The organism is Streptomyces sp. ISL-100 (assembly GCF_018614615.1).
Lineage (GTDB): Bacteria > Actinomycetota > Actinomycetes > Streptomycetales > Streptomycetaceae > Streptomyces.
Window position 1 is genome coordinate 1 of the sequence record NZ_JAGGOK010000077.1, and the last position, 12,419, is coordinate 12,419.

12 protein-coding genes are annotated in these 12,419 nt (G+C 70.3%); 7 read left to right on the forward strand and 5 right to left on the reverse strand.

Features of this window, described 5'->3' with window-relative positions; translation table 11 throughout:
- Positions 1-51: 51 nt before the first annotated feature.
- Positions 52-789 (forward strand): hypothetical protein, encoded by a 738-nt coding sequence (locus J7E89_RS32170; protein WP_214978489.1) that lies wholly within the window; start codon positions 52-54, stop codon positions 787-789.
- A gap of 310 nt (positions 790-1,099) precedes the next feature.
- Here the strand turns inward: J7E89_RS32170 and J7E89_RS32175 are convergent, their stop codons facing one another.
- Entirely contained in the window at positions 1,100-2,065 is a 966-nt protein-coding gene (locus tag J7E89_RS32175; protein ID WP_214978491.1) for a pirin family protein, read from the reverse strand.
- 127 nt (positions 2,066-2,192) lie between these two features.
- Positions 2,193-2,714, reverse strand: a complete 522-nt coding sequence (locus J7E89_RS32180; protein WP_214978493.1) for an ATP-binding protein — start codon at positions 2,712-2,714, stop codon at positions 2,193-2,195.
- Between the two features lie 290 nt (positions 2,715-3,004).
- Here J7E89_RS32180 and J7E89_RS32185 point away from each other — a divergent pair, with 290 nt between their 5' ends.
- Complete coding sequence (locus J7E89_RS32185; RefSeq protein WP_214978495.1) at positions 3,005-4,357, forward strand: phosphoribosyltransferase family protein; 1,353 nt, start codon at positions 3,005-3,007, stop codon at positions 4,355-4,357.
- A 44-nt stretch (positions 4,358-4,401) separates the two neighbouring features.
- On the opposite strand, the gene J7E89_RS32190 is transcribed toward J7E89_RS32185, so the two are convergent.
- Positions 4,402-5,376: a zinc-binding dehydrogenase gene (locus tag J7E89_RS32190; RefSeq protein WP_214978497.1), complete on the reverse strand. Its 975-nt coding sequence runs from the start codon at positions 5,374-5,376 to the stop codon at positions 4,402-4,404.
- Between the two features lie 138 nt (positions 5,377-5,514).
- On the opposite strand from J7E89_RS32190, the gene J7E89_RS32195 reads away from it, so the two are divergent.
- Positions 5,515-6,405, forward strand: a complete 891-nt coding sequence (locus J7E89_RS32195; RefSeq protein ID WP_214978499.1) for a GNAT family N-acetyltransferase — start codon at positions 5,515-5,517, stop codon at positions 6,403-6,405.
- A gap of 149 nt (positions 6,406-6,554) precedes the next feature.
- Here J7E89_RS32195 and J7E89_RS32200 read toward each other — a convergent pair whose 3' ends face one another.
- A complete protein-coding gene (locus J7E89_RS32200) occupies positions 6,555-7,697 on the reverse strand; it encodes a TetR/AcrR family transcriptional regulator (protein ID WP_214978501.1) in 1,143 nt (380 codons plus the stop codon).
- A 138-nt stretch (positions 7,698-7,835) separates the two neighbouring features.
- On the opposite strand from J7E89_RS32200, the gene clpX reads away from it, so the two are divergent.
- A complete protein-coding gene (gene clpX, locus J7E89_RS32205; protein WP_214978503.1) occupies positions 7,836-9,155 on the forward strand; it encodes an ATP-dependent Clp protease ATP-binding subunit ClpX in 1,320 nt (439 codons plus the stop codon).
- A gap of 152 nt (positions 9,156-9,307) precedes the next feature.
- On the opposite strand, the gene J7E89_RS32210 is transcribed toward clpX, so the two are convergent.
- The gene (locus tag J7E89_RS32210; protein ID WP_214978505.1) at positions 9,308-9,739 is read right to left on the reverse strand and encodes a heavy metal-responsive transcriptional regulator; all 432 of its coding nucleotides are present in this window, start codon (positions 9,737-9,739) and stop codon (positions 9,308-9,310) included.
- A gap of 78 nt (positions 9,740-9,817) precedes the next feature.
- Here J7E89_RS32210 and J7E89_RS32215 point away from each other — a divergent pair, with 78 nt between their 5' ends.
- The 3 genes from J7E89_RS32215 (at position 9,818) to J7E89_RS32225 (ending at position 12,356) form a co-directional block, all read left to right on the forward strand.
- Positions 9,818-10,756 carry an alkylmercury lyase family protein gene (locus J7E89_RS32215; RefSeq protein WP_214978507.1) on the forward strand — a complete coding sequence of 313 codons (939 nt, stop codon included), beginning with the start codon at positions 9,818-9,820 and terminating at the stop codon, positions 10,754-10,756.
- Between the two features lie 117 nt (positions 10,757-10,873).
- A complete protein-coding gene (locus tag J7E89_RS32220; protein ID WP_214978509.1) occupies positions 10,874-11,857 on the forward strand; it encodes a hypothetical protein in 984 nt (327 codons plus the stop codon).
- Between the two features lie 154 nt (positions 11,858-12,011).
- Entirely contained in the window at positions 12,012-12,356 is a 345-nt protein-coding gene (locus tag J7E89_RS32225) for a hypothetical protein (protein WP_214978511.1), read from the forward strand.
- Positions 12,357-12,419: the final 63 nt, after the last annotated feature.

Genomic DNA, 12,419 nt, shown 5'->3' on the forward strand with positions numbered 1-12,419 from the left:
ATTTTCAGTGCACTTCTAGGGTGATCCGTCGTCAACCACCAGGAGATCGCCGTGTCCACCCCGCCGCCGCTCGGCTCGTACTCCTCCGCCCATCACGGTGCCCCTTATGGCGGTGCACCGCACGGAAGCTCCTCGCCGTACGCACAGCATGCGACGCCCCAGTGGGGTGCTCCGTACGGGCTCCCCGCCGGCCCCTCGTGCCAGGTGTGTGGTGCGCGGCCGGCCGCGCACGCAGTCATACGTGGCCACCAGGGCTTCTTGGTGATCATGCGCTTCCTCAAGCGGGAAGGTGACTTCTGCCGCGACTGCGGCACGGCGTTCTACCGTCGGATGACCTCCGACACGCTGTGGCAAGGCTGGTGGGGACCCTTGTCGATGATCATCACGCCCTTCACCGTGCTCCTCAATCTCGGGCCGCGCGCCGTCTTCCGCCGCCTGACGGCGCCGGTCGGCGCCGTGCGCCGTCCTCTCGATCCCGGTAAACGTGTCCTGGCCCGGCCCCCGGCCCTCATCCCACTCCTCGCCGTCGGGCTGGCGCTCGCCATGGTGACCGTTCTGACGGTCATCGGCCTGGTGGCGAGCGGTGGCAAGGCGGCACAGGTGTCGGTCGGTGACTGCGTCCGCAACAACGCAGCCTGGCCCGAGCAGGACATCGAACGCGTCAGCTGCTCCGACAGTGACAGTCAGTACCGCGTGTCGCCGAACGGGGACTGTCCCGCCGGCGCGTACCTCCTCTATCCGGAATACACCAGGGATGGGTCGGCGCTGTGCCTGACGCCGGTGCGCTGACCGCCTCCAGGCACATGCCGACCAGGCAGCCCGAAGCCAGCCGGCGCCGGCGCGGCATGCACAGCTAATCGGGCCAACTTCGGTCACGCTCACCTGGCGCAAACGCAAACAGAAACGAGCCCTTACCTGCTGCTCGGTGAGGTGTCCCAGGGGCCTCCCGGCACCCTTCGGTCGTGCAGGATGCCGTTGCCGCCCAGGTTCGCGACCATCCGACGCAGGACGTTGATCGTCGTCATCCATGCCCCAGGTTCCCGGCTACATGGTTGAGCGTCCACCGATGCGGCTGCGTGCCGATTCCTGTAACCCCAGGTCAGCGCACTCGTCCGCGCGGTTTCAGAACCACCGGCGGGAGATCAGGGGCGGGGAGGCGGTCGCCAGCGTAGCCGTGGACCTCGCCGAAGCGGGTGCCTTCCAGCCAGTCCCTCCGGGCCTGCTCGATTTCCTCGTGGGAACGGCCTACGAAGTTCCACCACATGACCAACTCCTCCTCGAAGGGCTCGCCGCCGAGGAGCATCAGGCCCGCGTCGGACTCGGCGCGCAGGGGCAGTTCGGTGCGGCCGCAGCCGAGGTAGAGCATCGAGCCGGGGAGTACGGGCACGCCGTCGACGTGCGCCTCGCCGGACATGGAGAGGACGGCGTACTCGAAGTCCGGGTCCAGTGGGAGCCGGGTCTCGGTGCCTCGTGCCAACGCGAGGTCGGCGCCGACGATCGGCGTGTACGTCGCACCTGGCGACGCGGCGCTGTCGAGGGAGCCGAGGATGACGGTGGCGGTGAGGCCGGGCGCCGTGACGACCGGGAGGTCCGCGTGGTGCTGGAAGTGCGGCTCGATGTCGCGGTGGGCCTCGGGCAGCGCGACCCACAGCTGAGCACCGTGCAGCCAGCGTGCGTGCGGTTTCGGGCTTTCCTCGGAGTGGCTGATCGCCCGGCCCGAGGTCATCAGGCCCAGCTCGCGCGGCCGGATCGTCTGGAGGCTGCCCAGGCTGTCGCGGTGCAGGACTTCGCCGTCGTGCAGCCAGCTGACCGTCTGCAGCCCGAAGTGGGGGTGCGGCGCGACCTGCATGCCGGGCTCGTCGGCGATGTCATCCGGGCCGTAGTGGTCGACGAAACACCATGCGCCGATCATGCGGCGGCCGAGGTTCGGCAGCAGCCTGCGTACCTGGGTGGACTCGCCGAGCTGGACCTTGCGGGCGGTCAGGAGTTCACGTACCGGCTCGCCTACGACGAAGCCTCGGCCGCCGCAGACGGAGGGCACGGCCTGGCGCTCGAGATTGCTCATGACCACAACCTAGTCCTGTGCGCGGGCGTGCCGTCAGTACCCCGCGTACGAAATAGGCAGACCGGGCTGCGCTCCTTCGTGGAGCGCAGCCCGGTCGCGTACTGCCTCCGACTCCCTCCGACTGCGACTAGGCGAGTACGGGGACCGGGGCCGGGAGAGGAGCGGGTGCGGGGGACGGAGCCTCGACGGGCGGCGGGGCCGGGGCCGGCTGGCCCTTGGCGTCGCCCACGCTCGGAACGGGCGGGCGCGGCATCAGCGGGCTGTTGCGCGCGTCCTCCACGCGTCGCGTGAACCACACAACCTTGCCGTCAGCGGTACCGCAGGTCCCCCAGCTGTCGCACAGCCGGGCAACAACGGCGAGACCGCCTCCACCGGCGGAGGCGAGGCGTGGCATCGGTGGGCCGTTGTCGGCCACCGAAGCCGTCAGGTGCCTGCCGGTCCAGCGCAGTTCGACCACGCACCAGTTGTCGTCGCCGACATGTCGGTGGACATTGGTCAGAAGTTCCTCGACACCCCTGCACACAGGCTGGATGTGCAGCTCGAGATTCCAGTGCCGCAGGTGTGCGGCTACGATGCGCCGGATCTGCGAGACGCGCTCCGCCGATACGTGCAGTTCGACCGCGTAATACCGGCCGCTGGGAAGTGTCATGGCCGTGGCTCCTTACCGCGAGGCTCACATGCTTCACCTCGTTGCAGCAACGACCCCCGAACACGAAGAGTGAGCGATAGTCACCATTGGGTCAGGGACATCGTGGCTCCGGGAAGCGAGAACCGCAACCGCTGCGGCCCAAGGTCCTGGCGTCGCGGCCGCACCCGACTGCCGTACACGAGTACGCCGACTGCCGGAATCCGCCGACTTGCCAAACAGTGCCAAATAGGGTTCTTTCGAAGAGAGTGTGGACGTGGTTTCTGTCTCCCCTGGTTTGGGGGTGAACCACTGTGCTGTTCACCGATCGCGCCGACGCGGGACAGCGGCTTGCGCCGGCCCTGCGGCATCTGGAGGGCGAAAAGCCCGTCGTGCTGGGCCTCCCCAGGGGCGGAGTTCCGGTCGCATTCGAAGTGGCGCGGGCGCTCGACGCCCCTCTCGATGTAGTCGTCGTACGCAAACTCGGCGTCCCGTACCACCGTGAGCTGGGGTTCGGAGCCATCGGCGAGGGCGGGGCGCGCGTCATCAGCGACGACATCGTCCGCCGCGCCGGGGTCGGGCCCGACGATGTCGCGGCGGTCGAGCGTGCCGAGAAGGCGGAGCTGGAACGGCGGGCGGGGCGGTTCCGCGGTGACCGGCCGCGGCTTGCGCTCGAAGGGCGGACCGTCGTGGTGGTCGACGACGGGATCGCGACCGGTGCCACGGCGGCGGCCGCGTGCCAGGTCGTACGGGCGCAGGGTGCGGCTCGCGTGGTGCTTGCCGTTCCGGTGGCCGCGCCGGACGCGGTCGCCCGGCTGAGCAGCGAGGTGGACGAGGTCGTGTGTCTGTCCGTTCCGCAGATGTTCCGCGCGGTCGGCGAGTGGTACGACAACTTCGCGCAGACCTCCGACGAGGAAGTCATCGCACTTCTGGGGCAGATGGCCGCGCGGGAGGCCGAGGAGAAGGTCGAGGAGGGCGTCGAGGAGGCGGTCGAGGTGGACGCCGGCGGCGTCCGGCTCGCCGGGGATCTCACCATGCCCACGGGCGCCACGGCGGTCGTGATGTTCGCCCACGGCTCCGGCAGCAGCCGCCGCAGCCCGCGCAATCGGTCGGTGGCCGAGGCCCTGAACCGTGCGGGTCTGGGCACGCTGCTCTTCGATCTGCTCACGCCCGCCGAGGAAGCCCACCGGGCGAACGTCTTCGACATCGAAACCCTGGCCGGGAGGCTCGGGGACGCCACCCGCTGGCTGCGTCGCCGCACGTCCGTCCCGATCGGCTACTTCGGGGCGAGCACGGGAGCCGCGGCAGCGCTACGGGCCGCCGCGTCCGCCGGTGCGTCCGCCAGTACGGGCGGGGAAACGGACAGGGGAACGAGCGGGAGAACGGACGTCGGCGCCGTCGTCTCGCGCGGCGGTCGGCCCGACCTCGCCCGGCCGCGACTCGGCGACGTACGAGCACCCACGCTGCTCATCGTCGGCGGCCGCGACACCCTGGTGCTCGACCTCAACCGGCAGGCCCAGGCGGAGCTGCGCTGCGAGAACCGCCTCGAAGTCGTACCGGGCGCCACGCACCTCTTCGAGGAACCAGGGGCGCTGGAGAAGGTCGCCGACCTCGCCAAGGACTGGTTCGCCACGCACCTGACGCCCGGAGCGTCGCGTCCCGAGTAGGCGGCGTCGAGTAGGCGGCGTCATACGACCCGTCATACCCGGCGTCATACCGTCAGGACCACTTTGCCCTCGGTCTCACGGGCTTCCAGGGCGGCGTGGGCGTCAGCGGCCCGCTCGAGCGGGAAACGAGTGATCAACGGGACGAGACGGCCTGCCGCCGCCTCGTCCAGCGCGCGTGCCGCCAGTTCGCGCGGGCCGCCGGCGGGGATCATATTCGGCCCGATCGCCCAGGTGGCTGTGAGCTGCCGCTCGACCAGATCGCGCGTCGTGATCTCGGTCGGCTCCCCCGCCGCCCAGCCGTGCAGCAGGAACCGTCCGCCGGGGCCCAGCAGTTCCAGGGCCTGGCGGCCGAGCCGCCCGCCCACGCCATCGAGGACCACGCTCACGTCACGGCCGTCCAGCGCCTTGCGGACGCGTGCGGGCCAGTCGGCTTCGCGGTAGTCCACGGCGACATCGGCGCCGAGCTCACGGACCCGCTCCGCCTTCGCGGGGCCCCCGGCCACTCCCACGGCGACGGCGCCGGCGTGGCGTGCCTCCTGCATGAAGAGGCTGCCGAGACCACCAGCCGCCGACATCACCAACACCACGTCGTGTGGGGTGAGTTGCGCGACGGCGAGTATGCCCTGGGCCGTGGAGCCCGTCGTGATCACCGCTACGGCGGTTCCGTCGTCCAGGTGGTCGGGAATCCGGTGCAGCGAGTCGACGGTGGCGACGGCCTGCTCCGCGTACCCTCCGCCCAGCTCCAGTTGAGCCACCACCCGGCGGCCGAGCCAGTCCCCGCTCACGCCCGGGCCGACCGCTCCCACCACACCGGCGACCTCGGCTCCGGGAATGACAGGGAGGGCCGGCGGCTCATGAGGGCCGACGGGGAGGCCGCGGCGCAGAGTGGTCTCGATCAGGTGAACTCCACTCGCCCGCACATCGATCCTCACCTGCCCCTCGCCCGGAACCGGGCCGGGCACCTCCTCGTAGCGCAGGTTCTGGGCGGGGCCGAAAGCGTGCAGCCGTATCGCGTGCATGTCATACGCTCCTGATCGGTTCGCCGGCGCAGGCTTGCCGGGTTCAGGGATCACTTTTGAACATCAACCGCGCTTGGGGTCAAGAGGACTGTTCACGAGGACTCTCCCCCGGGCCAACGACGTTCCGGGGAGCGATACGTGCCTGCATTTGAGATCGGGGTCGCGAGCGCCGACGACATCGCGCTGCTGGGCGACTGGGCCGGCGCCGAGGGCTGGAATCCGGGCCTCAGTGACGGCGGCGCCTTCTTCGCCACCGACCCGCACGGCTTTCTGATCGGCCGGCTCGACGGCGAACCGGCGGCGTCCGTTTCGGTCGTGCGCTACGGAACCGATTTCGGGTCTCTTGGCTTCTACATCACCCGCCCGCCGCTGCGCGGCCGGGGTTATGGCATCCAGCTGTGGCGGGCGGGGATGGCGCGGCTCGACGGGCGCAATGTCGGGCTCGACGGCGTGGTGGAACAGCAGGACAACTACCGCAAGTCCGGGTTCCGGTCCGCCTGGAACAACATCCGGTACGAAGGTGTGCCGTACGGGAGCCGGGACGGAGATGCGGGGGGAGATGGCGGCAAACATGGGGGCGCCGCGACGCCCGCCGGTGTCACCCTGGTGGATGCCCGGACTCTGCCGTTCACCCAACTCGCCGCGTACGACCGCCGGTTCTTCCCAGCGGCTCGCGACTACTTCCTGGCGTCCTGGATCACCGGACCGCAGCGCACCGCGCTGGCGGCGGTCCAGGGTGGTGAACTGCGGGGCTTCGCCGTCCTGCGAGCCTGCCGCGCGGCCTCGCGCATCGGCCCCCTCTACGCCGAGTCGACCGGCGTGGCCGCCGCACTGGTCGGCGCGCTCGGGGCCACCACCCCGGGAAAGCCGGTGGCTCTCGACGTGCCGGACACCCACCCGGAGGCCGCGCGCCTCATGGAACGGCTCGGTCTGACACCGTCGTTCGAGACCGCGCGGATGTACACGGGACCGGTCCCGCGGATAGACCGCTCAGGCCTGTTCGGCATCACGAGCCTGGAGCTGGGCTGACGCCCATTCCTCCGGAGTCCCGGGCGACGCCGGACTACACCCTCCGGAAGCCGCACGACGACCACTCACGTAATCCGCGCCGTCGCCAGGCAACTCCGGCCAGGCGGCTTCACCACGGCTGCGGCGGCCCGGTCTTCCTCCGTCATCAATCATGAATAGCGGCTCCCGTCGTCCGGGCGAGCGTGATGTGCCCGCGTGGCTCCGGCGGTCGCGGTGGACGCGGCAGCCGCGTGGCATGCGCCGCGGCCGTCCGCGCGGGCGACGATCCGGCCTCCCTCGATACGGACGGCCGCCTCGGTGCCGTCGCTGACCGCCGCCACGCCCGCCGCCTGCGCGAGGGCGCCCGACGCGTCGTACACCACCTGCAGCCGTGGCCACGCCGACGGCGGGAACGCCTGGCGCAGGCAGCCGCAAAGGCCGGCGACGGTCAGCCTTGCCAGCGGCAGCAGTTCGGCCGGTTGGCCGGTGACCAGGACGGCGGTGACCGTGGCGCCGGGCGGTGCTGCCCGTACCGCTTCCTCCGCGGCTTCCAGCCGGTGCAGTCCGAGGATCGCGACCACGCCGTCCCCCGCCGCCCGCGCCGGCTCGCCGCGTACGGCGTCCACCGCGGGCGGCGGGGACCACGGCTCGTCGGCGGGGCGTGCCTGCGGGATGTAGGGCAGGTGCGGCGGGGGCCATACGTCCTGGAGGTCGAGGTCCGCCAGCCGCTCGCAGGCGCTGACGACGTTGAAGGGCTCGATGAAGCCCGGCGCGGCGTCGGCCATCTGACTGGCGCCGTGGAGCGTCGTGAGGACCGCCTCCGCCGTGCGTACCAGGCGGCCCGGCGGCACGTTGGAGGGCCGCAGTTCCTCAAGGGCCAGACCGAGCAGGATCGCGTCCAGCTTCATCAGCTGTGCGAAAGGGCGACGGATCCGCTCCTCGGAGAGGACCTCGGACATCAGGTGCCGGCCCAGCCGGGCGGCTCCGTGCCGTTCGCCGGTGTCGGCGCCGACGAGTGGCAGCCCGGCGATCCAGGCGCGGGCGAGTGCGCCGAGCGCCTGGCGGGCGGTGTGGCCGGGTTCGGGGTGCGGAGGCTCGGGTACGCGCTCGGCCAGGTCGGCCAGTACGGCGAAGTACAACGCCCGCTTGCCGGGGAAGTTGGAGTACACCGCACCCCGGGTAAGCCCGGCGCGCTCGGCGATGGCGTCCACCTTCGCTCCGGGGAAACCACGCTCGGTGAACTCGCTCCTGGCCGCGTCGAGCACCCTGGCGCGGTTGTGCTCCTGCAGCTCCGCCCTGCTGAGCCGGCCCATGGTCCTCACTTGCCTGCGCGTTGCCGTCCGTGTCGGTTCAAGATACCGTCGGCATCCAGATGGTGACGTCATATGGTGTAAGCATTCGGCTGGCGTATTTGAAGTTCGATGAGTTTCGATGAGTGAGGACGTTTCCGGGTGGCACGTATCGGTGACAGCGGTGACCTGCTGAAGTGCACGTTCTGCGGGAAGAGCCAGAAGCAGGTCGGCAAGCTCATCGCGGGCCCCGGCGGCATCTGCATCTGCGACGAATGTGTCGGCCTGTGCAACGAACTCATCGCGGAGGAACCGGACGGGCCGGACGGGCCGGCCTCGGGCCGGACGAAGAAGCTGCCGACGCCGCGGGAGATCCGCGCCTTCCTCGACGAGTACGTCGTCGGGCAGGACGGTGCAAAGAAGGCGCTCGCCGTGGCGGTCTACAACCACTACAAGCGCATCGGAGCGGTTGCCGGCCGACGGAGGGGAGAGGAGGAAGTGGAACTCGGCAAGTCCAACGTCCTGCTGCTCGGCCCCACCGGCTGCGGCAAGACGTACCTCGTCCAGACCCTCGCCCGAATGCTCGACGTCCCGTTCGCCATCGCCGACGCGACGGCTCTGACGGAGGCCGGGTACGTCGGCGAGGACGTCGAGAACATCCTGCTCAAGCTGGTCCAGGCCGCCGACTTCGACGTCAGGAAGGCCGAGACCGGGATCATCTACATCGACGAGATCGACAAGATCGCCCGCAAGAGTGAGAACTCGTCGATCACGCGCGACGTGAGTGGTGAGGGCGTACAGCAGGCGCTTCTGAAGATCCTTGAGGGCACGACCGCGAGCATTCCGCCGCAGGGCGGCCGCAAGCATCCGCAGCAGGAGCTCATCCCCTTCGACACGAGCAACGTGCTGTTCATCGTCGGCGGGGCATTCGCCGGTCTGGAGCGGATCATCGAGCAGCGGGCCACTCGCCAGGGCATCGGGTTCGGCGCCACGATCCCGGCGGGCAAAGCGGGCAAGGAAGAACAAGACTGCTTCGCCGGGGTCATGCCCCAGGACTTGCTGAAGTTCGGGCTCATCCCGGAGATCGTCGGCCGGCTGCCGATGATGTCGACCGTACGGCCGCTCGACCGGGCGGCGTTGGTGCGGATCCTCACCGAGCCGCGCAATGCGCTGATCCAGCAGTACCAGCGGCTGTTCGAAATCGACGGCGTGGAGCTGGAGTTCACCGAGGACGCCCTCGGAGCGATCGCCGACCAGGCGCTTTTGCGCCGCACCGGGGCCCGGGCGGCGCGCACGATCCTCGAGGAGATCCTGCTCAACGTGATGTACGAGGTGCCGAGCCGGGACGACGTGGCCCGCGTCGTGGTCGGCCGCGACACCGTGCTGGGCAACGTCGCCCCCGCGTTGGTGCCGCGCATACGTCCCGGCCACAGTCCGGACCAGGAACCGGACCGCCGCGACCGTCGCGACCGGACCGCCTGAGCGAGGCGGCCCCCGCCCGCCTACGCGAAGGCGGCGGATGCTCCGCGTCGACACAGCCGCGACCTGCACACCCCCTTCCCCAACGTCACCTGCCTCGTTGGGCGAGTGGTGACAACCGTCAACGATCTGGCCGGTGCGAGAGAACCGAGGCGTCAGTGAGCCTGTGACCCGTCGGCGGACGGCCGCGCGGTGGCGTTGAGAATGCGACAGATCGGCCCGTCCGGGCAGGTGGCGGGGTCGGTCGCGGCGGCCGCCGCTTCCAGTTCGAGCAGTGCGGAACGGGCGCGCGTGAGGTCGGCGATGCGCTCCTCGGCCTGCCGCAGATGCTCGGAGATCAGTGCGCCGACGTGCTCGCACGGCGCCTGCCCACCGTCCCTGACGGCCAGCACGTCACGGATCTCGGCGAGCGTGAGCCCGGCGGCCTGGGCGTTGCGGATGAAGCTCAGCCGGTCGGCGGCCTGTGGCGGATAGTCGCGGTAACCGCCAGGGGTACGCGGCGGCGCGGGCATCAGTCCCGCCTCCTCGTAGAAGCGGATGGCCTTGGTGCTCACGCCGGCTTCGGCCGCGAGGGTTCCGATGCGCATGCCTTCACCGTACGCCCTTGACCTTCCACCGCACTGGAACGTCTAGCGTCGCCAGTACGGACCGACGAGGAGGCAGTCATGGAACTGACGGTGCTGGCGGTGCCGGAGTGTCCCCTGGCCGAGGTACTGCGCGGACGGCTGGCCGAGGTGCTCGCCGGGCGGGGCGACGTACAGGTGGCATGGCGTGAGGTGAGCGGGGAGAGCGAGGCACTGCGACTGGGGATGCACGGATCTCCGACCCTGCTGGTCAATGGCGTCGATCCCTTCGCGCGGGAGAGGGAGACGGCGAGCGTGTCGTGCCGGCTGTACGGACCGGAACAGGACGCGGTCGCCGGAGTGCCCTCGGTCGAGCGCCTGCGCGCGACTCTCGGCGAGCACTTCGCGGCCGACGTACTGGCTCGTGGCGGGCGGGGGCGACTGGCGCCGGTCGAGGGCGGGCAGCGTGCCGTACAGCAGGCGGTTCTGTGCGCCTTCGCCATGCATGGGCGGCCACCCACGGATGACGAGCTTGCCGAAGCCGCCGCCCCCTTCGGCCTTCCGCCGGCCGATGTGCTCGCACGGCTCTCCGCCGCCGACTATCTGTCCCTGGGCGCGGACGGCCGGATTCGCGCGGCCTACCCCTTCTCGCCCGTACCGACGGTGCATCGCGTGGAGATCGCGGGCGGCCCGCAGGTGTGGGCGATGTGCGCGGTGGACGCGCTCGGCATCGCACCGATGCTCGGCCGCGACGTCGAGATCCACTCGGCCGACCCGCACAACGGGCGGGAGATCACGGTCGCCTTCCGCGACGGGGCCGCCGCATGGGAGCCCGAGTCCGCAGTGGTCCTCGTTTCCACCGGTGCGTGTTCGGGACCTGCGGTGGACGTCTGCTGCTCCTCCCTGAACTTCTTCACCGACAGAGCGTCGGCGCTGCGCTGGGCGGCAGATCACCCGGAGGTACGGGGCCAGATTCTCGGCCGCCGACAGGCGGAGGTGCTCGGCCGCGAAACCTTCGGCCCGCTGCTCGGCGAAGCCTGAACGCGAGCTTGTGCTTGTACCGATCAGCCTTGCCCTTGACCTTATACCCCCTAGGGGTATGTTTGGTGGTGCATCGGCCGCCACTTCTGCAGCGGCTCATACCGCCAGGGGAGCGTCATGAACACGGGACTGAAGATCACAGCCTTCGCCGCGGCGATTACCGCGACATTCGGCACGGCGTACGGCGTCGGCAAGGGCATCGGCCCCGTCGTCGCCGACAAGCAGCCGGCGGAACACGCCGCGCACGGAGAGGCGAAGGAGGCGGAGGCCGCCGCGGGCGGCGGGCACGGCGGGCACGGCGACGACAAGAGCGCACCGGCCGCCGGGGGCCTGCAGATCTCAGAAGGCGGCTACACCCTCGCCCTCGAAAACCCCCGCGTCACCACCGGCGACCGTACCCAACTCCGCTTCTCCATCCAGGACGACAACGGCCGCAAGATCACCGCCTACGAGCGCGAACACGGCAAGGAACTGCACTTCATCGTCGCCTCGCGCGACCTGACCGTCTACCGCCACCTCCACCCCACCCGCGCCGCCGACGGCACTTGGAGCACCACCGCCGACCTGCCGGCCGCCGGCGCCTACCGCGCCTTCGCGGACTTCAAGCCCGCGAAGAAGGACGCCGGCGCGATAACCCTCGGCGCCGACCTGGCTGTCTCAGGCAACTACACCCCGGCCGAGCTGCCCGCTCCCGCCGCCACCACCAACGTCGACGGATACGACGTCACCCTCACCGGCGGACTGCTCCCGGGGAAGAGCAGCGAGCTTCAGCTCAACGTCGCGAAGAATGGCAAGCCCGTCACCGACCTCCAGCCGTACCTCGGCGCCTACGGTCACCTCGTCGCGCTGCGCTCCGGCGACCTCGCCTACCTCCACGTCCACCCCAACGGCGAACCCGACGACGGCACCACCAAGCCCGGCCCCGACATCTCCTTCACCGCCACCGCCCCCAGCCCCGGGACGTACCGCCTCTTCCTCGACTTCCAGCACAACGGCAAGGTCCGCACCGCCGCCTTCACCGTCGAAGCCGGCAAGGCGAAGGCGGGCACAGAGGCGGACGTAGCGAAGCAGGAGCAGGAGTCCCCCGGGCACAAGCACTGACCGGACGTCAGCCTGGTCAGGCAGTGGAACACTGCCCGAACAGCGGGTGATGGATCGTTTTTGCGGCCCTCGTACGAATGACCCGGCGCATTCCGGGGTGCCGCATCGGGAAGGACACGGCGTCCGGTATCGCCTACCGCAGAAGGAAGCACTCATGCGCTTTCGTCACACCGTTGCCGCCGCTGTCGGTGCCCTCACGCTCGTCCTGACCATGCCCACCCCGGCAGGCGCGGCCGTCGGCGCGTTCACTTACCAGTACGACGACATGTCCGGCGAGCGGATCACCGCCGAACTGATCGATCCCCCGAGCGGACCCTGCATCACCCTCCCCGAAGTGGCCGACGACTTCGTGCCGCCCGCGCACACGCCGAGGAACGCCACCGACAGGCCCGCAACTGTTTACGCCGGTGCCGACTGCACGGGTCCCGAGTTCAACCTCCGGGCCCACACCGGGTACGGCTCCGAGCGGCTGAAGGTGCGCTCGGTGATCTTCCACTGATTCGATCGCCCAACCTTGCCCTCGCCCCCGGCCGAGCCAGTCAGGCCCGCGCGGGGGGCGGTG

Bases quoted from the DNA above. Each gene is read 5' to 3' on its own strand.
- J7E89_RS32175 (WP_214978491.1), bottom strand. From the start codon at position 2,065: ATGAGCAATCTCGAGCGCCAGGCCGTGCCCTCCGTCTGCGGCGGCCGA.
- J7E89_RS32180 (WP_214978493.1), bottom strand. From the start codon at position 2,714: ATGACACTTCCCAGCGGCCGGTATTACGCGGTCGAACTGCACGTATCG.
- J7E89_RS32190 (WP_214978497.1), bottom strand. From the start codon at position 5,376: ATGCACGCGATACGGCTGCACGCTTTCGGCCCCGCCCAGAACCTGCGC.
- J7E89_RS32200 (WP_214978501.1), bottom strand. From the start codon at position 7,697: ATGGGCCGGCTCAGCAGGGCGGAGCTGCAGGAGCACAACCGCGCCAGG.
- J7E89_RS32210 (WP_214978505.1), bottom strand. From the start codon at position 9,739: ATGCGCATCGGAACCCTCGCGGCCGAAGCCGGCGTGAGCACCAAGGCC.
- J7E89_RS32215 (WP_214978507.1), top strand. From the start codon at position 9,818: ATGGAACTGACGGTGCTGGCGGTGCCGGAGTGTCCCCTGGCCGAGGTA.
- J7E89_RS32220 (WP_214978509.1), top strand. From the start codon at position 10,874: ATGAACACGGGACTGAAGATCACAGCCTTCGCCGCGGCGATTACCGCG.
- J7E89_RS32225 (WP_214978511.1), top strand. From the start codon at position 12,012: ATGCGCTTTCGTCACACCGTTGCCGCCGCTGTCGGTGCCCTCACGCTC.